We start from the raw sequence: 22,650 nt of genomic DNA, 5'->3' as shown, positions 1-22,650 counted from the left end.
TATGCGAATATACTTTTTTTAATTTATTTACCGAAACAATTAATGATGCGATACGCAATTCTTAACGCTTCTGTGCCGTCTTCTAACGTTACAATTGGTGTTGTGTTGTTGTTGATGGCATCTGCAAAAGTTTCCAACTCATCTAAAATGGCATTGTTGGTTTCTACCGAAGGATTATCGAAATAAATCTGTTTTTTAATTCCCTCTGCATTTTGAAGGATCAAATCGAAATCGCCCGGAACTTCAGGTGCATCTTTCATTTTTACTACTTCACAGATTTTATCAAGGTAATCGACAGAAATATAGGCATCTTTTTGAAAAAATCGAGCTTTACGCATGTTCTTCATTGAAATTCGGCTCGATGTTACATTGGCAACACAACCGTTTTCAAACTCAATACGTGCATTGGCAATATCGGGTGAATCACTAATTACAGCAGTTCCCGTTGCATGAATATTTTTAACCGGCGATTTTACAACGCTTAAAATGGCATCGATATCGTGAATCATTAAATCTAAAACCACAGGAACATCGGTGCCGCGAGGATTAAATTCAGCCAAACGGTGCGTTTCTATAAACATTGGATTGTGAATTTTATCTTTCACCGCTTTAAATGCAGGATTAAATCGTTCCACATGACCAACTTGTCCTTTTACACTATATTCTTTTGCAAGTTCAATAATATGTTCGGCTTCTTCAATCGTATTCGAAATTGGTTTTTCCAGAAAGATATGCTTGCCCGCTTTTACAGCTTCAACCGCACAATGGTAATGCGAAAGGGTAGGCGTTACAATATCAACCACATCAACTGCTGCAATTAAATCGCTAATAGTATCAAATGATTTATAACCGAATTCTGCAGAAACTTTTTCGGCATTTTCTTTAGATGGATCGTAAAAACCGACCAATTCGTATTTTGATGATTGATTTAACAACCGTAAATGGATTTTTCCTAAATGACCTGCGCCTAATACGCCAATTTTTAACATAATGAATGTTTTTTGCAAAGTTAGAATATATTTGAAAACCGAAGTGTTTTATTAGCTGAAAGTTACGCAGATGTTAAAAATATTCTACCGAAAACGTTGTGTTAACTTTGAAAATATATGTAATTTTGATGCACTGAAAAACTTCTTTAAAACGTGAAAGACACCGCAAAACATCAAGGTTTACGAAACCAGTTGGTAAAATTATTGGCAGAAAAAGGCATTTACGACACCAATGTTTTAAACGCTATGAATGCTGTGCCGCGCCATTTGTTTTTAGAATCGGGTTTTCAGGATTTTGCATACCAAGACACTGCTTTTCCTATTGGTGCCGGACAAACAATTTCGCAACCTTACACTGTTGCTTTTCAGTCACAGTTGTTGCAGGTTAAAGCTGATGATAAAGTGTTGGAAATTGGCACAGGATCGGGCTATCAAACGGCGGTTTTGTGCAAAATGGGCGCAAAGGTTTTTACTATTGAACGCCAAAATGAATTATACAGAAAAACATCGGTTTTATTACCAAAATTAGGCTATCGCCCACGAGTGGTTTCATTTGGTGACGGATACAAAGGTTTACCTAAAGATGCTCCGTTTGATGGTATAATTGTTACAGCCGGCGCGCCGTTTGTTCCACAACCTTTATTGGCTCAATTAAAAATAGGAGGTAGGTTGGTTATTCCGGTGGGAGATGATGTTCAGGTAATGACGTTGTTAGTAAGAACATCGCAAACGCATTTTGAACAACACGAATTTGGAGATTTTAAGTTTGTACCTATGTTAGAAGATAAGAATAGGTAGTGCGTTTACTCAAACCAACTAATTATTTCTGCCAAGCCAACAAAAAATGATACTCCAAAAATTATAAAAAGTAAAAAACAACCAATTGGAATGAGCTTTTCAAAAAAGTTAGATTTTGTGGGTTCTATAACATTTGGACGTTCTCCATTTTTCATTTATCCCAAATGGTATAGTCTCTCGGATAGCATTAGAATTAGATATTTTTTCAATTTTTTCAGAAGCAATAATTAAATTATCGCATATAACATTAAGCCTTCTTTATTGGCTTTAATGTAATCATATCCATCATCATCAAAAAATCCAAAATATGCATTTTCCTTTAATTTTTCTGTATCGAATTGATTTATTAATCATTCATAAGTTATAATTTAATCAAAAATAAAAAAACTTATTAGTTTGTATCATTTTCCAAATAATCAAAATACTCTTCAACTGTGTAAATTAATTTAATATTCTTATTTAATGTTTCTTGAATTAAATTTAGATCACTTGAATTAAGTTTAGTATCCGCAATTATTAAGACTCTAAGTTTAGGTAACTTATTAAGTTTTGGGATTTCGTTTATTATATTTAGATCTTTGTTTAACGCTAAATCTAAAACTTCTAAATTTTCAAGTTTTATAATTGAATAAGGGAGCGTCGTAAGTTTGTTTGAGTTTAAAATTAACTTTTTTAATTGAGTTAATTCAGATATTCTTTCGGGTAATTCTGAAATTTGATTTTGATTTTCATCTACTTGCACAGATAATGGTGGGTAGATAACGATTTCATTTGCACCAAGATCTAAGTCTGTCAAATTTTTATTTTCAAATACACTATTCGGAATTTCGGTTAATTTTTTATCCTTTAAATCTATCTTCAATTCATTTCTGTGCGATTTACATGAAACGGATAAAGTTACAATTGATAACAATAAAATTATTTTATTTAGTTGTTTATTTATAAGTTGCATTTTTTATCAAAAATAAAAACTTATTAGTTTCCTAATAAGCTTTCTTTAAACGGGCTAAATCAATTTTGTTGTCGCGGTCTTTAATGGTTTCGCGTTTATCGTATAGTTTTTTACCTTTTGCCAAAGCAATTTCAACTTTAGCTAAGCCTTTTTCGTTGGTAAACAAGCGCAGTGGTACAATGGTTAAACCCTTATTCTGGACACTTTTATTTAACGATTTTAATTCTTTTTTATTTAAAAGCAGTTTGCGTTCGCTTTTTGCCTTGTGGTTGTAATGCGTTCCGAACGAATATTCTTCCACATGCGAATTAATCATGAATAATTCACCATTTTGAAACTCGCAAAAACTGTCTGCAATAGATGCCTTCCCCAAACGTATCGATTTTATTTCGGTTCCCGCCAAAACAATTCCTGCCGTATATTTTTCAATAAACTCAAATTCAAATTTGGCACGTTTGTTTAATATGTTTATACTTTTCTGCATGGTGCAAATGTACTAAAAGTTGGTGTTTTGTAAAACTATTTGTCTTTTTTCCAGATAGAATAAATAATGGTGATGCCTAAAATACCCGAAATGATGAATCCAAGCAAGCCTAAAAGTGAATTTCCGAAGAAAAGCGGCGGAATATGTGCCATCATTAAAATTGATGATCCTATGGATAAAGCCGCAATAATTATGGCATACGTCAATCTGTTAGATGCATTTTGAAGGGTTTTTCGCATATCTTCTAAACCTTCTACTTCAAAGTTCACTTTTAATTTGTCGTCTTTTATCTTTTCTAATAAAACAGTTAAATCGTCGGGTAAATTTTGCAGGTTTGCAGCAAGTATCTTTAAATGTTTTAACGATTTTTGAGCGATTTGTTTTGGTCCGTATTTTTTTAAAGCCAATTCGTTTGCATACGGACGCATGCTTTCCATAACATTTAATTCGGGATCTAACTGCTTACCAATTCCTTCAATAATCGATATTCCGCGTAACAGCAAATAAATAAATTCGGACATCAATACATGATTTTTCGCCATAATCGATTTTACTTTTGCTACAATATCGTTCACGTTGATTTCGTTCAAAGCAGTATGTTCCAGCATGTGGAAAATATCATAAATTTCACGTTCCAGCGTTTTTTCGTCTTCAATATGATATTCAATTGCCAAACGTTTCATTAATCTAATAATTTTCTTGGCATCCTGAATCAAGAAACTTTCAATAATTCCCTCTAAAAGTTCCATATCGCCTTTCATGATCTGACCCATAGATCCAAAATCGATAAAACAGAACTTTTGATCGTTCATTATAAAAACGTTGCCCGGATGCGGATCGGCATGAAAAAAACCGTCTTCTAACACCATTTTCATAAACAGCACAATACCGGTTTGCGCAACATCTTTAGGCAACATGCCGTTTTCAATGATTTTTTCTTTGTTGTTTACCTTAAAACCATCGATAAACTCCATAATTAAAATGTTGTTGTTAGATAGTTCTTTAAAAGTTTTTGGAACGTAAACTTCAGAACGATTTTCAAAGTTTTTGCGGAACTTTTCTATATTATGAAATTCGTTTGTAAGCGATAATTCGCGATACATATTGTTTTCGAACGAATTAATCAGCTGTGTTAAACTCATTTTTCTGGCAGCATCGTAATTCTTTTCAAGAATTTTTGCCAGATCCTTCATGATCATGATATCCGATCTTATGATTTCGTCAATAGTTGATCTTTTAACCTTGATAACCACTTTTTCGCCATTAACCAACCGTGCTACATAAACCTGTGAAATAGAGGCTGAAGCAATGGGAGTAGGGTTGATGTATTCAAAATGTTCATCGGGATTTATCAGCAGTTCATCGGCTATTTTTTTGTAAATATCCAATTCTTCTGGCGGAACATTGTCTTGTAGTTCGGCTAATTCGGCAATCATTTCGGCAGGCAGAATGTCTTCTCGATTGCTGAACATCTGTCCTAATTTAACGTATGTTGGTCCTAATTCTTCCAAAACCAAACGCACACGCTTGTAAACGCCAAGCTTAAAAATTTCTTCGCCCCGTTTTGATTTTAAGAAACCCTTTGGCAGAAACTTTTCTGCACTTGTTCGTGCAATGATATCATCGAATCCGTATTTGGATAAGATGCTGATTACGTTGCCGATACGTTTAATTTTTCTGATCTGATTCATAGCCTTTTTTCCTGATTAAAAGGTATAAAAAAACTGTTTAAAAAACATTATATTCTGTCATTCCGGACTTGATCCGGAATCTCATTATTCTGATTTACAAAATTATGAGAAGCTGAATCAAGTTCAGCTTGACTAATAATTGCTATTTAAACAGCTTTTAAAATAATTTACTTTATTTCTTTAAAGAAGAATTGGTGTTTTTAATAGTCACCTTTAAAGCTTCTTCGTCTTTAATTTTATCCATTAACAGTACATCATTTTCATGAATGTTTCCGTTGATGATTTCTTCTGCCAATAAATCTTCCACATACTTTTGGATGGCACGTTTTAACGGACGCGCTCCATATTGTTTGTCAAAACCTTTATCTGCAATGAAATCTAAAGCTTCGGTTGTTAATTCTAACTGATAACCTAAAGCGTTTACACGTTCGTATAGTTTTTCAATTTCAATATTGATGATTTTGTGAATATGCTCTTTTTCTAAAGCATTGAACACAACCACATCATCTATTCTGTTTAAAAATTCAGGTGCAAAAGCTTTTTTAAGAGCGTTTTCAATAACCGATTTGGTTAGATCTTCCTGCTGGTCTTGTTTAGATTTGGTTCCGAAACCAACACCTGTACCGAAATCTTTCAGCTGACGTGCACCAACATTCGATGTCATTACAATAATCGTATTTCTAAAATCGATCTTTCTACCTAAACTGTCTGTTAAATGTCCGTCGTCTAAAACCTGCAATAACATATTGAAAACATCCGGATGCGCTTTTTCAACCTCGTCTAACAAAATTACCGAATAAGGTTTTCTGCGGACTTTTTCAGTTAACTGGCCGCCTTCTTCGTATCCAACGTATCCCGGAGGTGCACCAACTAAACGTGAAATGGCAAATTTTTCCATGTATTCACTCATGTCAATACGGATCAAAGCATCTTCAGAATCGAAAATTTCTTTTGCGATAACTTTAGCCAACTGCGTTTTACCAACACCGGTTTGACCCAAGAAGATAAACGAACCAATTGGTTTGTTAGGATCTTTTAAGCCTGCACGGTTTCTTTGGATCGATTTTGCAATTTTAACCACAGCTTCGTCCTGACCGATAACTTTGCCTTTAATGGCATCTGGTAATTTTGCCAGTTTTTTACTTTCGGCTTGTGCAATTTTATTTACCGGAATGCCTGTCATCATTGAAACTACATCGGCAACATGCTCTTCAGTAACAGTAATTTTATTGTTTTTAGAATCTTCTTCCCAACGTTCTTGTGCAACCGCTAAATCTTTTTCAATACGTTTTTCATCATCACGTAAAGCCGCAGCTTCTTCGTATTTCTGACGTTTAACAGCATCTGATTTCTTTTCGCGAACTTCTTCTAATTCTTTTTCAAGATTTAAAATATCGTCCGGAACTTCAATGTTTGTAATATGTACACGAGATCCTGCTTCATCCAACGCATCAATAGCTTTGTCTGGTAAGAAACGCTCACTCATATATCTGCTTGTCAATTTCACGCAGGCTTCAATAGCTTCCGGCGTATAAATTACGTTATGATGATCTTCGTATTTTGCTTTAATGTTGTTCAAAATGGTAATTGTTTCTTCTTCCGTAGTAGGTTCTACAATTACTTTTTGAAAACGACGTTCCAAAGCTCCGTCTTTCTCAATATACTGACGGTATTCATCCAACGTTGTTGCACCAACACATTGAATTTCTCCACGAGCCAATGCAGGCTTGAACATGTTCGAAGCATCTAATGAACCTGTTGCACCGCCGGCACCAACAATGGTATGAATTTCATCGATAAAAAGAATGATATCATCGTTCTTTTCCAATTCGTTCATTACGGCTTTCATACGCTCTTCGAACTGACCGCGGTATTTTGTACCAGCAACCAAACTAGCCAAATCTAAAGTTACCACACGTTTGTTGAACAAAATGCGCGATACTTTCTTTTGAATGATTCTCAATGCCAAGCCTTCTGCAATAGCAGATTTACCCACACCTGGTTCACCAATTAACAACGGATTGTTCTTTTTACGGCGCGATAAGATTTGCGAAACACGTTCGATTTCTTTTTCACGACCTACAACAGGATCCAGTTTTCCTTGTTCTGCCAGTTCGGTTAAATCGCGACCAAAATTATCTAATACCGGAGTTTTAGATTTTTTGCCTGCTTTATTTTGTGCTGACGGATTATTGAAGTTATCTGACATACTGTCACCTCTTTCCTCATCGTCAAACGCACTGTTACGAGGTTGCTCGCTTAAAGATTCTGAATTTGATAACAAACTCACAAATTCTTCTTTCGAATTGTCGTAATCAACTTTGCATCGATTCAAAAGAATAGTTGTTGGATCTTCTGTGTTTCTAAGTATCGACATTAAAATGTGTCCGGTGTTAATTACATCGGTTTTATATAATTTTTTTTCCAGAAAAGCTCTTTTTAAAGCGTTTTCTGCCTGTTTTGTAAGATGAATGTTCTTCTTCTCAGTGTTAATAATTTTATTAGGGTTCTCTGGAATCAATGCTTCAAATCGATTTCTAAGAAATTCCAAATCAATTGATAAGTTTTGTAATATCGTGATTGCTTCGCCTTGGCTTTCGCGCAAAATACCAAGCATGATATGCTCTGTACCAATATAATCGTGCCCTAAACGTAAAGCTTCATCTCTACTAAAGGTAATTACTTCCTTTACTCTTGGTGAAAAATTGTCGTCCATTTTATAATATTTAGGGTTTTTTTTAATTAACATATCAAAATCTGTACCTTAAATTTTTTTGTCAGTTGGTTTTGATATTATCTAATTTAACAAACTAATTTCTATTTTCCTACTATGTTAAAAGAAAAAAGATAGCTTAATGGCTATCTTGATTTATTGAGTTAATGATTGATGCTTCTGGCACTTCCTCGGTACTTTCTTCCTCATAACCTTCGTCATAATATTCTTCTGGCTCGTTCATTGATTTGATATCGTCTTCAGTGTACTGATAATGTGAATTGAATTTTTTTGTTTTTTTGTTGTAAACCAAAGCTTCTTTTCGGTAGTCGGTCTTAATCATTAAACCACCACAAGAAGCAGGTGTTAGTTTTGCTTCGTTTTCGTAGATTTTTGCACCAACTTTAAAAGCATTTATGGTAGGCAATTCATTTTCGAAATTTTTAATGTACAAACCTTCGCCTTTATGATTAAAGATTACCAGCATACTGCTTGTGTAATCGTTATTTTCAAACAAAACCGCTAAATCGTCTTCATCATTGTCATCATCCGTAAAATCGCCAAATGCATAAACCGATTTTGCACGGTCTGCAATTTTGGTTAAAAAGTACGTTCCGTCTAAATAACTGTTGTGTGCTAAAAAATCATAGATGTGTTCACGGTAGTTTTCCGGAATGTTATCGTATTCTGCTACAGAAAAAATTCCGTTTATGGCATCTAAACGTTCTTGAGAATATTCTTTTTCATTTTCGATAGTTGCCATACGGTGCTTGTAATCTAAAAAGAAATATCCACCAGCGCCAATTAATATAAAACCAAGTATTACTAGTAAAATAATCAAACCTGTTTTAGATTTCTTTGGTTTGATTTCTGTTTTGCTTTCTTGAAAATGTTCGTTATTTGTTTCCATGTCTTTTTCTGAATTTTTATCAAATGTAAAAAAACCTTTTATTTTAACAATCGTTTTTAAAAATAAAGCACAAAAAAATAAGCCCGATACAATTATCGGACTTATCTATATATTTGGTTAGAATATTATCTGATTATGATAATGCTTCTTTTACGCGATCTGATGCTTCTTGGAATTCGATAGCCGATAAAATTGGCATACCAGATTCGTCGATAATTTGTTTAGCTAAATCTGCGTTTGTTCCTTGTAAACGTACAATAATTGGCACTTTAATTTCGTCACCCATGTTTTTGTACGCATCAACAATACCTTGAGCTACACGGTCGCAACGAACAATTCCACCAAAAATGTTGATTAAAATTGCTTTTACGTTTGGATCTTTTAAGATGATACGGAAAGCGATTTCAACACGTTTTGCATCAGCAGTTCCACCTACGTCTAAGAAGTTAGCTGGTTCAAAACCTGCATACTTAATTAAATCCATAGTAGCCATTGCCAAACCTGCACCGTTAACCATACAACCTACAGTTCCATCTAAATCAACATAGTTTAAACCTGCTGCTTTAGCTTCAACTTCGATTGGACGTTCTTCTGATTCATCGCGCATTTCAGCATAATCTGCATGGCGGTATAATGCGTTGTCGTCTAAAGTTACTTTAGCATCAACAGCAATAATTTTATCGTCAGATGTTTTTAAAACCGGGTTGATTTCGAACATTGAAGCATCGCAACCAATGTAAGCGTTGTATAATGAATCAACAAACTTAACCATTTCTTTGAATGCACCACCTGATAAACCTAGGTTAAAAGCAATTTTACGTGCTTGGAAACCTTGTAAACCAACAGATGGATCAATTTCTTCTGTAAAGATTAAATGAGGTGTATGTTCTGCAACTTCCTCGATATCCATTCCACCTTCGGTAGAATACATAATCATGTTTCTTCCAGTGGCTCTGTTTAATAATACAGACATATAAAATTCTGAAATTTCACCGTCGCCAGGATAGTAAACGTCTTCAGCAATTAATACTTTGTTTACTTTTTTACCTTCTGGAGGAGTTTGTGGAGTAATTAAATCCATACCAATAATTTGGCCTGCTATTTCTTTAACCTGGTCTAAATTCTTTGCTAATTTAACACCGCCGCCTTTACCACGACCACCAGCATGAATTTGAGCTTTGATTACATGCCAACCTGTACCGGTTTCTTCTGTTAATTGTTTTGCTACTGTTACTGCTTCTTCTGCCGTATTAGCTACATGACCGCGTTGTACACGTACACCATAACTAGAAAGTATCTGTTTACCTTGAAATTCGTGTAAATTCATTGAATTATATGTTTTTTAGATGTACAAAAATAGGAAACTTGTTTTACATTGCCTAAAAAAAATGAAATATTGTTGTTTTAGTAATGCAGGTGTTTTATATTTCTGTGATTAATTAATTGTTTTTGTACTATATTATTAAATCTGTTGGTGCTGAAGGAGATGGTGTTTCAACAATAACGGCACTTTCTTCGTTCACCTGTTTAAAGCCTATTTTATTGATTGGCGGTTTTTTTGCCTGATATGATTCCAGATCGGCTTCCAGTTCTAAAATTCTGTGAGAAAAGTCTTGTCCAACGTTTTGCTTTGCCTCCAATAAAAATACCGCACATCTTTTAATATATTCTGCTGTAAGTTTTGCTTTCGCCTCATTGAATGATGCTGATAAAATTTTATCGTTCAATTCTATGTTTTTGGTTTCGTCTTTTCGGTGCAGTGCATACAAACGTTTTTTCAACGATTGTGTAAAATCGATAATCATTGTGTTTGAAAACAATCTCATTTCGTTTGCAATAGGCTCCCAGAACGATTTGCACAATGCTTTGTGTGTTTTTAAAATATTTAAAAGCGGTGAATCTTCTACCAGATTTTGAACCAGATGGTAAATAATCAGTTGTGCACGTTCGTCTGAATTGGGTGGAAAAACAGGTATCTGCATATCAAAATTTCCGGGCGATAATATTTCATCATCAAATAAGCTCAATATTTCTGCCGATCCTACCACAAGCAATTCCTGATGAATGTCTTTTTTTGAATGACGCAAAATGGTATTTATCAATTCTATATTTTCAGAGAAGAACGTTTGGTTTTCGTTTCTGCTTACCAGCTCATCTAACGAATCTATAAACAGCATGGTTTTAGGATGCTGCATTTTGGTGTTTAAAAAGTTAGTAAACGAATTCTTGCTGGTTTTCAGGTTTCCAGCCAGATAATCTTTATAAACATGAACAAACTCGTAACCGATCATCTGCGCCATTTTACGTGCCCAGAATATTTTTCCGCTTCCCGGTGGTCCGTACAATACAATTCCTGCGGGTTTTGATATTCCCCACGTTTGCAGCTGTTCTTTGTTTATAAAAGGATCCAGCATATCGTTCAAATAGAAAAACAAATCGGTATAACCCACCAAACTTTTGTTGTTGTAGTTGTCGGGTTCCGGGAAAGCTTTATCTATAAAATCATACTTACCCCCAATATATAAATGTATCAAGTAACTAGAAAGGTTCGTTTTTATATTTTTGGCGGCTTCTTCAGGAATTCCGTTCGATACAAAAAATTCCAACACCTTTTCTTCGCTTACTTTTATGACTTTTGCAATATCTGAAAGTGTTTTTTCTTTCGCATGATCCTTGCTATACTTCTTTAAAAATGCAATGTTTTTTTCTGCAAAATTTTTAAATTCTTCTTTTACGTTGAAGTTGTCGTCTATACAAAAACCTAAATCGATGTTAAAGTCGTAAATAAAGTTTTGTAAGCTTTCTAACGATATTCCTAACTGATCGGATAAATCTTTTAATTTCATTTTTTGTTTTTAAAGATACTAATTGCGTTAAATTAAATTACAACGTTGTATTTGTTTTAACTTTTTTTGGTTGATAGAATCTGGTCTATTTCCTCGATGATATCGGTTTGTGACTGTTTGTTGGTATCTATAAACGTACTGCCATTACCGTAAGGCGCATAAACTTCGGTGCGTGTTACCGAAAATAACCCAATTGTTGGCGTTAGTGCTGCACTGCTTAAATGCATCATTCCGGAATCTGCCGCAACAATCAATTCGCAATTTGCCATTAACGATGCTATTTCGCGAACGTCTTTGCTGTAATAAGTTGGCAGTTTTCGTTCTAACTGCGAAATATCTTCAACCGGTAAAATTTCAATTAAATTATATTCTTCAGCGTATTTTGGATAGAATTTTTCGTAAAAATCGTTCCACCATTCCACCGAATAACATTTAGCGCCCGTAGCAAACGTAAAAAATGCAATGGTTTTTCGTGTATCGTTTTTCGTAACCTTTAATAAGTCTTGTTTGCCTTGATTTAATTCTGCTTCTGATAATTTTAAATCTAAAATAGGAACATCTCCTTCTAAAGGTTTTTGATTTAAAACTTCTAAAAATCGACGGAAATTATAAACCGGATATTTCGCAATATGTTCAATATCGTTGTATTTATCTTTTAATTCTTCGAAATCATCGCCATAAAACTTAAAATCTGCCGATGGAATTATTGTTGATATTCTGCCCGAAGACGAGCCTTTTTCTACATTAATTACCAAATCGTATTTTTTACGTTTTAACGAAAACCACACTTTTAGATATTCCGAGAAATCTTTCAATGGTTTTTTAGGAAGTTCGATAATGTTTTTAACCTGCGGATAATTCTGAAAGATAATCGGCGTTATTTTTCCTTTTACAAAAAGATCTATGGTGCAGTTTGGAAACGTGTTTGCTATTTCCTGAACCAGCGGCGTTATTAAAAGCATGTTTCCCAAACGATGGTTGGGACGGCTTATTAATACGCGGTTTACTTTAAAGTTATGTGCTTTTTTCTGCATGTCGCCAACAGATTTTTTCCCAATATTGTGGGTTAAAGAATGCATTAGCTTTCTGCGAACAATATTTGCTTTAGATTTTAAGCTCATTATTACGTTACGTAAATTATTATTGTTTGTTTTTAGAATTGAACTGGTTTTCGCGATGCGTGGTGTACAGATAAATATTGGTCATGAAAAAGAATATAAATCCGAATAAAAACCAATGTAGAACATTTGCAGTTCGTACAATTGCCTTGTTATAATCTTGTAAAAGCCTTAAAATTTGACCGTCGGTTTTTATGTCGCTAGCTGTTTCAGGATATCCAAAAGTTTCTAATGCAGGTGTTGTTGGTAAACAAAGCCATAAAACTATTGCATAAATTCCGAAAAGAACAAGCGATAGTTTCATTTTATCAAAAGCATCAACATTTTTGTTTCTAAACCTTACAAAATAGGCGATAAGGTACATTAAAAACAATGAGGCAATAACGTATATTATAGGAATGTCTTTAAACATAAACATCATTTTTAATAAAGATAGCTTTTACAAGGCTTGCTAACTTAATTTTGACTGCAATTTATTGAAAACTATTTTATCTACCGGCAATGTAAACGGATTATTCGCTGTTAACGGAATCCAATTTACTTCCTGAATATTTTTATCAATGATTTCTAAATTGTGTAAATTTATAATAGTGGCGAGAAAATACAGCGTTAACAGCTGTTTGCCGTCTTTTGCTAACGATTGCACAAAATCTTCCTGAATGTAAAAAGCATCGCCAATGGTAATTTCCAGATTCAGTTCTTCCTTAAATTCCCGCTTTAAACAATCGGCAGTTCCTTCGCCAAACTCCAATCCGCCACCGGGCAGTTTCACTACCATATTTCCAGCAAAAGGTTCTTTTAAAGTTAAAAGTTCGTTGTTCATAATGCACAAAGCATAAACTCGAATATTGAAACCTTTAAAGTTTTGTGTTTCCATTCTTCAAAAATATTCATATTTAATCAATTATTTTTAAGATTTTACTTTTAATTTAGACAGATTATATAATAAAAATCAATATCAGTTTTTAATCAGATTATTCTAATTATCGGTTAAAAAGCAGATATTCTAAATTATAGGCTAAATGAACGATATTGTGAATTATAGGTTAAATAGGCGATATTTTTAATTATCGGTTAATTAAACGATATTTTTTGTATCTTTAAATAATTATAAATAACCAAAGATTCACAGATTTTTTAAAATTACTTGTTGAACTATCATAAAATATCTATAAAAAATAATTTGAATACCGTACATTCAATAATCTGTGAAATTATGTTTGAAAACTTTATATTGTAAAATATATATCTGTGAATCTGTGGTAGATAAATTATATAATCAATAAAATGGTTGCAATTATAACAGGCGATATTGTATCATCGCGCACTTTAAAACCTGCAGTTTGGTTAAAACATCTTAAAGAAGGTTTGCAGATGTTTGGAAATTCTCCATTAAACTGGGAATTATACCGTGGCGACAGTTTTCAATTAAAAACAACTGCAGAAGATGCTTTATTACACGCTGTTTTATTAAAAACATGGATTAAGCAATTAAAGGAAATCGATGTTCGTTTAAGCATTGGTATTGGAGAACAAACTTTTGAAGGAACAAAAATTACCGAAGGCAACGGCACTGCTTTTGAACTTTCCGGCGAAGGTTTTGATGCTTTAGATAAGAAAAATTTAACCATAAATACGGCAAATAAATCGTTAAACGACACATTTAGGGTTATGACCGATTTAGCTTTGTTGATTATGGATAAATGGACAGATAAATCGGCTGAAATTATCTTTTTAAAGTTGAAAAACCCGGAATTGAATCAAACACAGATTGCCGAAAAATTGAACAAAAAACAAAGTACTATAAGCGAAGCCTTAAAACGCGGCGGATTTGACGAGATTGATCAGTTTATAAATTATTACAACCAAACAATGAAACAGTATGTGGCTACTTCTTCTTAAATTTTTAGCGGCTCATTTTCTGGGCGATTTTGTTTTTCAGACCAAAAAAATGGTTCAGAACAAACACAAACCAGTTTATTTTTCAAGTCATATTGTTATTCACGGCGTTTTAATGTGTCTGTTTTTATGGAACGATGCTATGTGGTGGGCTATTATTTTGGTAACTGTTTTTCATGCGTTGTTCGATTGGATCAAACTGAAATTATCATCAAAAATAAAAGCTCCTGTTATTTTTATCGCCGACCAAATTGTACATATTGCGACAATTATTGTGGTTTTAATGATGTTTTCATCATTAGAAATCTCTATCGATTTTATAAACAAACCTCTTATCTGGCTTGTTTTGGTCGCAGTTATTTTGGTTACGCAGGTAACTGCCGTTTTAATCAGAATTTTATTATCACCTTATCAGCAATACAAAAAAGTACAGGAACATTCGGTACAAATTACGGCTGAAAAAGTGATGTTTAATGCCGGAAAATATATTGGAATTTTAGAACGATTGTTTATTTTTGGTTTTGTTGTAGCTAATTTTTGGGAAGGAATAGGCTTTTTACTGGCGGCAAAATCTATTTTCAGGTTTGGCGATTTAAACAATGCAAAAGAACGCCATTTAACCGAATACGTTTTAATTGGAACTTTTTTAAGTTTTGGATGCGCTATTGTGGTTGGTTTGATTTTTAATTACGTTTTACACCATTTAATATGAACAATATAGAAGATTTTCGCGATTACTGTTTATCGTTTAAAGGAGCTACAGAGAAATTTCCGTTCGATAAAACAACACTGGTATTTTATGTAATGAACAAAATGTTCTGTTTGGTTGATATTGAGGAATTTGAGTATTGCAATTTAAAGTGCGACCCCGATGAAGCTGAAGAATTACGTGCCCAATACAACGGCATAAAACCGGGTTACCACATGAGCAAAAAACATTGGAACAGCGTGTACTTTAACAGCAATGTTTCTACCAAACTACTTAAAGAATTAATTGTAAATTCTTACGATTTAGTTGTTAAAGGATTGACAAAGAAAGATCAGGTTATTTTAAGGGATATGTAGGTTATGAAGTTACTGTACTTTTTTATTTTGATGATACTTTGTTCGTGTTCAAGTAAAGTTGAATTTATTCCAATTGTTCGTGAAAATGAAAGACTGGTTGAAAAACAGATGCTAATGGATTCTTATTTTAAAGAACGTATTTTAAATGTATTAAATCACTATAAAGTAAATTATGAAATTGAAAATGATAGAATTATGATAGATAGATCTATTAGTAGAGAATTAATTTGGAATTATACATCAAAAGCAAATGATTCTGTTTGGTTAAAAGAGCGTAATTATCCAGCTTCTTTTTCTAAACTTAAAATAATCAATGATTAAATAAACAAAAAAACTACTCAATTTGAGTAGTTTTTATATCATTTAAAAAGTTTTTATTGACCAGAAACTATGTTGGTATATTCTGCAACTAAATAGCTTAAATGTTCCCATTTAATTGATTTATAAGGAAAATTTTTCATAAACTCTTCATTATCGCTAAAAAGAAAAGCGTAATGATCTTCAAATTCTCCTTTTTTAAGCCAGATAACTTCATCGCCTTTTTTTATGTAGTACGATTTTGTTACGCCACCACCAAAAGACGGACTTCCACCAACACTGAACGAAGATGTTTCAGATGCATTTGGATCTGCATAAACTTCAATTAAACTACTGAAATCAGGGTTTATCAACTGCATTAAAAATTCTTTTTCTTCTTTTTTGTTTTTCAACGAAGCTTTTACGTTTTTCACATAAACTTCATCAGGATTTGTAGTTTTATTTAAACTTTTACGTCCCCAGTTTTTAGAATTTCCAAAATAGCTGTTTACTTTAGAAGCCTTTGCCATACCTGAAATTGGAAGGTACATTTCGGCAATTTCTTCTGCTTTGTATTCGGTTTTTTTGCCGGATCCATCTTTAATATCAATAGAATAAATTTGCCCCTTTTTTCTGTTGATGTCAGTTGCCGATCCTTCAACTTTTCTACCATCTTTTAAAATAACGGTCGAAGTTTTCTTTGAAGAAACACCCGTAAACATTTCAATAAACAAATCATCATCCATCATTTTAAGCTGCTCTTTTGTAAATTTTACTTTGTCTTGAGCATTTGCTTGAATTGTTCCTAATGATGTTGCAGCAATTAAGCCAAAAAATAATATTTTTTTCATAAGATTAAAAATTTTGGTTAAAATAGTAATAATAAATTAAATGGTATCAATAAATTATTAAATAACCACAGATGCACGGATTTTTTTCGATTATTTGTGAAGTAAATGAATTTAGTGATCTGAATATCTCTGAAAATCAAACTGTTATAAAATTGTTAACTAAAAGTATATACCTATGAATCTGTGGGAAAATATCTGAATATTAGTTAAATGTAATTAATCTAGTAGATACAAATAATCTAATCCATATTTTTTGCTGATTTTTTGACCACTTACATTTCGCATATCCGCATTGGGATTGTCAGTAAATTTTGGTAGTGGAGAAAGTCCTAGTTTAGCAGCTTCCTGCGTATAAAAATCTCTGCGATTTAAATTGATGGGAGCTACAATATTAAAAACATCATTTGGAATTTCGTTTTCAATGATCTTTTCTAAAAATCGGATAATATCAGTTCTGTGGATCATGTTCACCGGATTGTTAGCGTCGTCAACGTTTTCCCTCTTTACGATAAATTTAACCGGGTGACGATCTTCACCGATTAATCCACCCAAACGAAGAATGGTAGCATTAAAATTTTGGTTGTTTAATAGCAGATTTTCAATTTCGAAGATTTGCTGATCCATTTCCGAAACAGGAACAATTGGCGTTTCTTCATTCACATTTCCTTTCAGAGAAAGATAAACCGTGGTAGAACTTGTGTAGAGAACATTTTTAATATCGTGTTTTTCTATAAACGGAATTATCGATTTTATTCTATCAACATACGTACTTTCTGATGGTTTTGATCTTCCTGGTGGAATAGTGATAATCAGAATATCGGTATCAGTTAATAAGTTATCAAGATTTTCAGTATCAGAATTTGATCCTACATTCACAATAAAACTCTCTATTCCATTTTCATTAAAAGAAGAAATTTTTTCAGGAGTTGTGGTAGAAACTTTTAATTCTTGTCCGTTTGATTTTAATTGTAATGCCAACGGATTTCCCAACCAACCTGCACCAAGTATGCTGATTTTTTTCATCGAAAATTAGCCTTAAAACTTATTAATCGTTTGGCGAATTGCAACCAGTTTTTCCATTAAAGGTTCAAAATGATCTAAATGTAGCATATTTGCTCCATCACTTTTAGCATTTGCCGGATCAAAATGTGTTTCAATAAAAATTCCGTCCACACCAACTGCAATTCCAGCTTTAGCAACCGTTTCAATTAAATCGGGTCTTCCGCCGGTTACTCCGCTTGCCTGATTTGGCTGTTGCAACGAATGTGTAATATCTAAAACTGTAGTAGCATAATTCTGCATGGTAGGAATTCCGCGGTAATCAACAATCATATCCTGATAACCAAACATGGTTCCGCGATCGGTAACCATAATGTTTTCATTTTGACAATCCAATACTTTTTGCACGGCATGTTTCATACTTTCAGGACTCATAAACTGTCCTTTCTTTAAATTGACCGTTTTGCCGGTTTTTGCAGCAGCCACAACCAAATCGGTCTGACGAACCAAAAATGCAGGAATCTGTAAAACATCAACATAAGCCGCAGCCAAATCAGCATCAGAACTTTCGTGAATATCGGTAACCGTAGGCACATTAAATTCTTTAGAAACCTTTTGCAATATTTTTAAAGCCTTTTCATCGCCAATTCCTGTAAAAGAATCAATTCTTGAACGGTTTGCTTTTTTAAAAGATCCTTTAAAAACCAACGGGATCTGTAAACGATCTGTAATCGTAACCAATCGTTCGGCAATTCTAAAAGCCATTTCTTCGTTTTCAATAGCACAAGGTCCGGCAAGTAAAAAGAAATTATCGCTTTCTAAATGTTTAATATTTGGTATGTTCTGTAAATTCATCTTATTTCTTCTTTTTTGTGTTAGTAACAGGTGCAACTACAATAGTTTTCTTGGTTTTAAAAACCCACGCATAAAGTGCAGAATAAATTACACCTAACGATAAAGCATTCATTACACCTTGGCGAATAGTAAAATTCATGTTGTGAATTAACTCTAAACTTTCGCGTGTTTGTCTGCCTTTTGATAATTGATATTCTATAATATTGGTAAAGTAATCGGGCGAAATGGTTTCGTAAATAATGTATTGTGCAATTGGGCTTAAAAGTGTGGTTAAACCGGTGATAAACAAACCGAATTTAAAAGCATTTTTAAATTCCCAAACGGCATTTTTACCCAACGATTTTTTCTTATCGATAAATGCAATTGCCCATAAAAAAGTCAAAATAATGTAGTACACAAAGGCAATTCCAATGATATTACTAAAATCTTTATGGTAACCCAAAGCATTTTCAAAAGCAGCCCACAAACAGGAAAAAGCAGTAATTATTGCAGCCCATTTTAGTTCGATACCTATTTTATTCATTACTGTTAATTAAGTTTTAACAAAAATAATCAAACTTTTACCACAAAAAAAATGATTGATCTTAAATAATACTTAATGATTTTTTTTATATTTAGTAAAATAAATATCATTATCTAAAAAAATTGAATGTTATGAAAAAGTTGATATTGATTCGGCACGGAAAATCGTCTTGGGAAATGCCTTTAGAAGATCACGAAAGACCATTGACAAATAAGGGGATTAAAAATTCTAACTTCATTTTTGAAGAGATAAAGAAGAATTTGCCCGAGCGCTTTTTAATATGGTCAAGTACCGCAAAAAGAGCACACGACACCGCAAAAATTTTTAACGAGGTTTTGAATATTCCGCAGGAACTAACCGTTTTAAAAAACGATTTATACACTTTTGATTCGGGTGGTTTAACCAAATCAATAAGAAATTGTAAAGATACTGTTCCAAGCCTTATTATTTTTGGTCACAACAATGCAATTACCGATTTTGTTAATACATTTGGCAACAAATACATTGAAAATGTTCCTACTTCCGGAGTTGTTATATTGGAATTCGAGGGAGAAAGCTGGGACGTTATCAAAAATGGTAAAGTTATTGACACCTTGTTTCCAAAAGATTTAATAAATGCAAATTAACCAACCAAAATATATTGACAGAGAAAAAAGCTGGCTGGCTTTTAACGAACGTGTTTTACAAGAAGCTGCAGACCATACCGTTCCGTTATTAGACCGTTTGCGGTTTTTAGGAATTTTCTCGAATAATTTAGATGAATTCTTTAGAGTGCGATACGCCACTGTTCGAAGAATTTCCATGTCAAAAGACAATAACAAGAAATTAATAAACGGTGTTCAGGCAAAAACTTTGTTGCAGGAAATTACCGAAATTGTAATTAAACAGCAGGCAAAAAGTTTGGCTATTTTGCAGGAAATAGAAACAGAACTTGAAAATGTAGGTATTTTTATTGTTGATGAAACGCAGGTTAATGAAGAACAAAAGAACTTTATTCACGAATTTTTCATACATAAAGTAAGTCCGGTTTTAGTAACGATCATCTTGAACGATTTGGCTGAATTTCCGTTGGTAAGAGATTCATACGGATATTTAGCCGTTAAAATGGTTAAAAAATCTGCAGAAGATCCTATAAAATCAATAAAAAAACGCACCCGTTATGCGTTGATCGAAATTCCTGCGCAAATCAATCGTTTTGTAGAATTACCGGCGATAGACGGCAAGCAATACATTATTATGCTTGACGATGTGATCAGAATGAATTTAGACAACATTTTTTCTATCTTCGATTATGAAAATATTTCGGCACACATGATAAAAATTACGCGTGATGCCGAATTAGATTTTGATTCTGATTTACATAAATCTTTCCTTGAAAAAATATCGAATTCTGTTCGCGAACGCAGAGTAGGCGAAGTTGTACGTTTTGTGTACGACAGTAAAATCGATAAAGATACGCTTGATTTTTTCCTTGATAAAATTGATATCGAGGCTGTTGATAGTATCATTCCGGGCGGGCGTTACCACAACCGCCGCGATTATATGAGTTTCCCTAATTTAGGAAGAAAAGATCTTACAATCGGTAAATTAAATCCGTTACCGGTTAGCGGTTTAAGTATTGAAGGAAGCATTATTCAGCAGATAAAACATAAAGATTTTTTGGTTCACACACCATTTCAATCGTTTAATTATGTAGTGAAATTCTTGCGTGAAGCCGCTTTAGATCCAAAAGTTACCAGCATAAAAATTACTTTGTATCGTTTGGCAAAAAATTCGCAAATTATATCTTCATTGATTAATGCGGCGAAAAACGGTAAACAGGTTACGGTACAGATAGAATTACAAGCAAGGTTCGATGAAACAAGTAATATCAATTATGCCGAAACAATGCAATCGGAAGGGATAAAACTTATTTTTGGTGTTAAAGGATTAAAAGTTCACAGTAAAATTTGTGTTGTAGAACGTATCGAAGGCAAGAAAATTAAGCGTTACGGTTTTCTTTCAACAGGAAATTTCAACGAAAGTACGTCGAATATTTATACAGATGTAACCGTTCTAACGTCAGATAACCGAATAATGAAAGAGGTTAATAAGGTGTTTGAATTTTTCGAAGTAAACTACAAAATCTATCGTTATAAAGATTTGATTGTTTCGCCACATTATACTCGATCAAAATTCACCAAACTGATTGAAGACGAGATTGAAAAAGCCTTGAATGATAAGCCAGCAATGATTCGCTTGAAAATGAACAGTTTATCTGATTATAAAATGATTGATAAATTGTACGACGCAAGTCGTGCCGGAGTAAAAGTTCAGTTAATCGTTCGCGGAATTTGCTGTTTAATTCCTGGCGTTCCCGGTTTAAGCGATAATATCGAAGCGGTAAGTATTGTTGACAATTTATTGGAACATTCGAGAATTTATATATTCGGAACCGATGAAGAAGCGAAAGTTTATATTTCATCAGCCGATTTTATGACCCGAAATATCGATGAAAGGGTAGAAGTAACCTGCCCGATTTACGACGATGCCATTAAAACCGAACTGATTGATACCTTTAAAATTTACTGGAAAGGAAACGTGAAAGTGCGTTTGCATTCTGAAAGATTAGAAAACCGTTACCGCCGATTAGGTGAAGAGCGTTTTAAAGCACAAGAAGAGCTTTACAATTATTACAGAAATAAAATAGAAGTGGTTTTAGATTAATGATAAAAATAAAAAAATACGCCGCAATTGATATTGGTTCAAACGCCATGCGGTTGCTTATAGCCAATGTTATCGAAGAAGAAAACAAGCCTACGCAGTTTAACAAAAGTCATTTAATCCGCGTGCCTATTCGTTTGGGGCAGGATGCTTTTACGGTGGGTGAAATTTCCGAGGAAAGTGCCGAACGTATGGTAAAAGCCATGAAAGCGTTTAAATTGTTAATGGATGTTTATCAGGTTGAACAATATTCTGCTTGTGCAACATCTGCAATGCGCGAAGCATATAACGGTAAAGATTTGGTTGAAGAAATTGCTAAAAAAACCGGAATTAATATTGATATTATTGAAGGAAAAACTGAAGCAGCCATTATAGCAAATTCCGATTTAGAATCTTTTATAAAGAACGACGGACATTATCTGTATGTTGATGTTGGTGGAGGAAGTACCGAGTTTACGCTGTTTTCAAACGGAAAACAAATCGTTTCAAAATCATTTAAAAATGGAACCGTTCGTTTGTTGAACAATATGGTTACCGAAAGTGTTTGGCAAGAAATTGAAAAATGGATTAAAACTCATACTGCAGATTTATCAAATGTTGAAATAATAGGATCTGGCGGAAACATCAACAAAATATTTAAAATGTCGGGTAAGACAAACGATAAACCGTTAACACAAACATATTTAGTGCAACGTTTTAAATATCTGAATTCTTTGTCGTACGAAGAACGTATTTATACTTTAGGATTGAACACCGATCGTGCCGACGTTATTATTCCAGCCATTAAAATTTACGTTAACGCAATGAAATGGAGTAATGCTAAACATATTTACGTACCAAAAATCGGACTTTCAGACGGTATTGTCAAAGCAATGTACTATAAGAATACAAAAATTACGATAAACAAAATCCTTTAAGCTTTTAAAGGATTTATTTTTTTAGCCTTAAAAAATCTTC

At 33.4% G+C, this 22,650-nt stretch carries 24 protein-coding genes; 8 read left to right on the top strand and 16 right to left on the bottom strand.

What is annotated here, in order from left to right:
• Window positions 1-23 precede the first annotated feature (23 nt).
• Window positions 24-989, bottom strand: a complete 966-nt coding sequence (locus tag F0460_RS08160) for a Gfo/Idh/MocA family protein (protein WP_150012088.1) — start codon at window positions 987-989, stop codon at window positions 24-26.
• A 153-nt stretch (window positions 990-1,142) separates the two neighbouring features.
• On the opposite strand from F0460_RS08160, the gene F0460_RS08155 reads away from it, so the two are divergent.
• Window positions 1,143-1,787 (top strand): protein-L-isoaspartate(D-aspartate) O-methyltransferase, encoded by a 645-nt coding sequence (locus F0460_RS08155; RefSeq protein ID WP_150012086.1) that lies wholly within the window; start codon window positions 1,143-1,145, stop codon window positions 1,785-1,787.
• 5 nt (window positions 1,788-1,792) lie between these two features.
• Here the strand turns inward: F0460_RS08155 and F0460_RS16170 are convergent, their stop codons facing one another.
• The 11 genes from F0460_RS16170 to F0460_RS08105 all read right to left on the bottom strand — a co-directional run bounded on the left by F0460_RS16170 (window position 1,793) and on the right by F0460_RS08105 (window position 13,378).
• A complete protein-coding gene (locus F0460_RS16170) occupies window positions 1,793-1,942 on the bottom strand; it encodes a hypothetical protein (protein ID WP_190304123.1) in 150 nt (49 codons plus the stop codon).
• 236 nt (window positions 1,943-2,178) lie between these two features.
• Complete coding sequence (locus F0460_RS08150; protein ID WP_150012084.1) at window positions 2,179-2,739, bottom strand: leucine-rich repeat domain-containing protein; 561 nt, start codon at window positions 2,737-2,739, stop codon at window positions 2,179-2,181.
• A 31-nt stretch (window positions 2,740-2,770) separates the two neighbouring features.
• Entirely contained in the window at window positions 2,771-3,223 is a 453-nt protein-coding gene (smpB, locus tag F0460_RS08145; RefSeq protein WP_091519086.1) for an SsrA-binding protein SmpB, read from the bottom strand.
• A 35-nt stretch (window positions 3,224-3,258) separates the two neighbouring features.
• Window positions 3,259-4,914: an ABC1 kinase family protein gene (locus F0460_RS08140; protein WP_150012082.1), complete on the bottom strand. Its 1,656-nt coding sequence runs from the start codon at window positions 4,912-4,914 to the stop codon at window positions 3,259-3,261.
• Window positions 4,915-5,086: 172 nt separating this feature from the next.
• Window positions 5,087-7,630: an ATP-dependent Clp protease ATP-binding subunit gene (locus F0460_RS08135; RefSeq protein ID WP_150012080.1), complete on the bottom strand. Its 2,544-nt coding sequence runs from the start codon at window positions 7,628-7,630 to the stop codon at window positions 5,087-5,089.
• Between the two features lie 136 nt (window positions 7,631-7,766).
• Window positions 7,767-8,537, bottom strand: coding sequence for a hypothetical protein (locus F0460_RS08130; RefSeq protein WP_150012078.1), 771 nt, complete (start codon window positions 8,535-8,537; stop codon window positions 7,767-7,769).
• 133 nt (window positions 8,538-8,670) lie between these two features.
• On the bottom strand, window positions 8,671-9,864 hold the full coding sequence (sucC, locus tag F0460_RS08125; RefSeq protein ID WP_150012076.1) for an ADP-forming succinate--CoA ligase subunit beta: 1,194 nt from the start codon (window positions 9,862-9,864) through the stop codon (window positions 8,671-8,673).
• Between the two features lie 127 nt (window positions 9,865-9,991).
• The gene (locus F0460_RS08120) at window positions 9,992-11,383 is read right to left on the bottom strand and encodes an AAA family ATPase (protein ID WP_150012074.1); all 1,392 of its coding nucleotides are present in this window, start codon (window positions 11,381-11,383) and stop codon (window positions 9,992-9,994) included.
• A 56-nt stretch (window positions 11,384-11,439) separates the two neighbouring features.
• The gene (locus F0460_RS08115) at window positions 11,440-12,504 is read right to left on the bottom strand and encodes a glycosyltransferase family 9 protein (RefSeq protein ID WP_150012072.1); all 1,065 of its coding nucleotides are present in this window, start codon (window positions 12,502-12,504) and stop codon (window positions 11,440-11,442) included.
• A gap of 19 nt (window positions 12,505-12,523) precedes the next feature.
• Window positions 12,524-12,913 carry a hypothetical protein gene (locus F0460_RS08110; protein WP_150012070.1) on the bottom strand — a complete coding sequence of 130 codons (390 nt, stop codon included), beginning with the start codon at window positions 12,911-12,913 and terminating at the stop codon, window positions 12,524-12,526.
• A gap of 39 nt (window positions 12,914-12,952) precedes the next feature.
• Window positions 12,953-13,378, bottom strand: coding sequence for an NUDIX domain-containing protein (locus tag F0460_RS08105; protein ID WP_150012068.1), 426 nt, complete (start codon window positions 13,376-13,378; stop codon window positions 12,953-12,955).
• A 410-nt stretch (window positions 13,379-13,788) separates the two neighbouring features.
• Between F0460_RS08105 and F0460_RS08100 the strand changes: the two genes are divergently transcribed.
• The 4 genes from F0460_RS08100 to F0460_RS08085 are packed head-to-tail and all read left to right on the top strand — an operon-like array spanning window position 13,789 to window position 15,786.
• Entirely contained in the window at window positions 13,789-14,403 is a 615-nt protein-coding gene (locus F0460_RS08100) for a helix-turn-helix domain-containing protein (RefSeq protein WP_223810790.1), read from the top strand.
• Entirely contained in the window at window positions 14,384-15,112 is a 729-nt protein-coding gene (locus tag F0460_RS08095; RefSeq protein ID WP_150012064.1) for a DUF3307 domain-containing protein, read from the top strand. Before F0460_RS08100 ends, F0460_RS08095 begins: the two co-directional genes overlap by 20 nt.
• Window positions 15,109-15,465, top strand: a complete 357-nt coding sequence (locus F0460_RS08090) for an MmcQ/YjbR family DNA-binding protein (protein ID WP_150012062.1) — start codon at window positions 15,109-15,111, stop codon at window positions 15,463-15,465. Before F0460_RS08095 ends, F0460_RS08090 begins: the two co-directional genes overlap by 4 nt.
• Window positions 15,466-15,468: 3 nt before the next feature.
• Window positions 15,469-15,786, top strand: coding sequence for a hypothetical protein (locus F0460_RS08085; RefSeq protein WP_150012060.1), 318 nt, complete (start codon window positions 15,469-15,471; stop codon window positions 15,784-15,786).
• 53 nt (window positions 15,787-15,839) lie between these two features.
• On the opposite strand, the gene F0460_RS08080 is transcribed toward F0460_RS08085, so the two are convergent.
• The 4 genes from F0460_RS08080 to F0460_RS08065 form a co-directional block, all read right to left on the bottom strand.
• Window positions 15,840-16,613, bottom strand: a complete 774-nt coding sequence (locus F0460_RS08080; RefSeq protein ID WP_150012058.1) for a hypothetical protein — start codon at window positions 16,611-16,613, stop codon at window positions 15,840-15,842.
• 216 nt (window positions 16,614-16,829) lie between these two features.
• A complete protein-coding gene (locus F0460_RS08075; RefSeq protein ID WP_150012056.1) occupies window positions 16,830-17,636 on the bottom strand; it encodes an NAD(P)H-binding protein in 807 nt (268 codons plus the stop codon).
• Between the two features lie 12 nt (window positions 17,637-17,648).
• Window positions 17,649-18,467: a 3-deoxy-8-phosphooctulonate synthase gene (kdsA, locus tag F0460_RS08070; RefSeq protein ID WP_150012054.1), complete on the bottom strand. Its 819-nt coding sequence runs from the start codon at window positions 18,465-18,467 to the stop codon at window positions 17,649-17,651.
• Between the two features lies 1 nt (window position 18,468).
• A complete protein-coding gene (locus F0460_RS08065) occupies window positions 18,469-18,990 on the bottom strand; it encodes a DUF4199 domain-containing protein (protein WP_150012052.1) in 522 nt (173 codons plus the stop codon).
• A 131-nt stretch (window positions 18,991-19,121) separates the two neighbouring features.
• Here F0460_RS08065 and F0460_RS08060 point away from each other — a divergent pair, with 131 nt between their 5' ends.
• Genes F0460_RS08060 through F0460_RS08050 form a run of 3 tightly spaced genes read left to right on the top strand, consistent with a single transcriptional unit; the run spans window position 19,122 to window position 22,610 of the window.
• Complete coding sequence (locus tag F0460_RS08060) at window positions 19,122-19,616, top strand: SixA phosphatase family protein (protein ID WP_150012050.1); 495 nt, start codon at window positions 19,122-19,124, stop codon at window positions 19,614-19,616.
• A complete protein-coding gene (gene ppk1 / locus F0460_RS08055; protein ID WP_150012048.1) occupies window positions 19,606-21,696 on the top strand; it encodes a polyphosphate kinase 1 in 2,091 nt (696 codons plus the stop codon). Before F0460_RS08060 ends, ppk1 begins: the two co-directional genes overlap by 11 nt.
• Window positions 21,696-22,610, top strand: coding sequence for a Ppx/GppA phosphatase family protein (locus F0460_RS08050; RefSeq protein ID WP_150012046.1), 915 nt, complete (start codon window positions 21,696-21,698; stop codon window positions 22,608-22,610). The genes ppk1 and F0460_RS08050 overlap by 1 nt, the downstream gene beginning before the upstream one ends.
• Window positions 22,611-22,650 lie beyond the last annotated feature (40 nt).

This window comes from Paenimyroides baculatum, from assembly GCF_008629655.1.
Classification (GTDB): domain Bacteria; phylum Bacteroidota; class Bacteroidia; order Flavobacteriales; family Flavobacteriaceae; genus Flavobacterium; species Flavobacterium baculatum.
Note: the sequence above shows the minus strand (reverse complement) of the source record. Positions and strands in the feature narration are given on the sequence as shown.

Excerpts from the sequence above, each read along its gene's own strand:
- F0460_RS08160 (WP_150012088.1), bottom strand. The coding sequence starts at position 989 with ATGTTAAAAATTGGCGTATTAGGCGCAGGTCATTTAGGAAAAATCCAT.
- F0460_RS16170 (WP_190304123.1), bottom strand. The coding sequence starts at position 1,942 with ATGAAAAATGGAGAACGTCCAAATGTTATAGAACCCACAAAATCTAAC.
- F0460_RS08150 (WP_150012084.1), bottom strand. The coding sequence starts at position 2,739 with ATGCAACTTATAAATAAACAACTAAATAAAATAATTTTATTGTTATCA.
- smpB (WP_091519086.1), bottom strand. The coding sequence starts at position 3,223 with ATGCAGAAAAGTATAAACATATTAAACAAACGTGCCAAATTTGAATTT.
- F0460_RS08140 (WP_150012082.1), bottom strand. The coding sequence starts at position 4,914 with ATGAATCAGATCAGAAAAATTAAACGTATCGGCAACGTAATCAGCATC.
- F0460_RS08135 (WP_150012080.1), bottom strand. The coding sequence starts at position 7,630 with ATGGACGACAATTTTTCACCAAGAGTAAAGGAAGTAATTACCTTTAGT.
- F0460_RS08130 (WP_150012078.1), bottom strand. The coding sequence starts at position 8,537 with ATGGAAACAAATAACGAACATTTTCAAGAAAGCAAAACAGAAATCAAA.
- sucC (WP_150012076.1), bottom strand. The coding sequence starts at position 9,864 with ATGAATTTACACGAATTTCAAGGTAAACAGATACTTTCTAGTTATGGT.
- F0460_RS08120 (WP_150012074.1), bottom strand. The coding sequence starts at position 11,383 with ATGAAATTAAAAGATTTATCCGATCAGTTAGGAATATCGTTAGAAAGC.
- F0460_RS08115 (WP_150012072.1), bottom strand. The coding sequence starts at position 12,504 with ATGAGCTTAAAATCTAAAGCAAATATTGTTCGCAGAAAGCTAATGCAT.
- F0460_RS08110 (WP_150012070.1), bottom strand. The coding sequence starts at position 12,913 with ATGTTTAAAGACATTCCTATAATATACGTTATTGCCTCATTGTTTTTA.
- F0460_RS08105 (WP_150012068.1), bottom strand. The coding sequence starts at position 13,378 with ATGGAAACACAAAACTTTAAAGGTTTCAATATTCGAGTTTATGCTTTG.
- F0460_RS08100 (WP_223810790.1), top strand. The coding sequence starts at position 13,789 with ATGGTTGCAATTATAACAGGCGATATTGTATCATCGCGCACTTTAAAA.
- F0460_RS08095 (WP_150012064.1), top strand. The coding sequence starts at position 14,384 with ATGTGGCTACTTCTTCTTAAATTTTTAGCGGCTCATTTTCTGGGCGAT.
- F0460_RS08090 (WP_150012062.1), top strand. The coding sequence starts at position 15,109 with ATGAACAATATAGAAGATTTTCGCGATTACTGTTTATCGTTTAAAGGA.
- F0460_RS08085 (WP_150012060.1), top strand. The coding sequence starts at position 15,469 with ATGAAGTTACTGTACTTTTTTATTTTGATGATACTTTGTTCGTGTTCA.
- F0460_RS08080 (WP_150012058.1), bottom strand. The coding sequence starts at position 16,613 with ATGAAAAAAATATTATTTTTTGGCTTAATTGCTGCAACATCATTAGGA.
- F0460_RS08075 (WP_150012056.1), bottom strand. The coding sequence starts at position 17,636 with ATGAAAAAAATCAGCATACTTGGTGCAGGTTGGTTGGGAAATCCGTTG.
- kdsA (WP_150012054.1), bottom strand. The coding sequence starts at position 18,467 with ATGAATTTACAGAACATACCAAATATTAAACATTTAGAAAGCGATAAT.
- F0460_RS08065 (WP_150012052.1), bottom strand. The coding sequence starts at position 18,990 with ATGAATAAAATAGGTATCGAACTAAAATGGGCTGCAATAATTACTGCT.
- F0460_RS08060 (WP_150012050.1), top strand. The coding sequence starts at position 19,122 with ATGAAAAAGTTGATATTGATTCGGCACGGAAAATCGTCTTGGGAAATG.
- ppk1 (WP_150012048.1), top strand. The coding sequence starts at position 19,606 with ATGCAAATTAACCAACCAAAATATATTGACAGAGAAAAAAGCTGGCTG.
- F0460_RS08050 (WP_150012046.1), top strand. The coding sequence starts at position 21,696 with ATGATAAAAATAAAAAAATACGCCGCAATTGATATTGGTTCAAACGCC.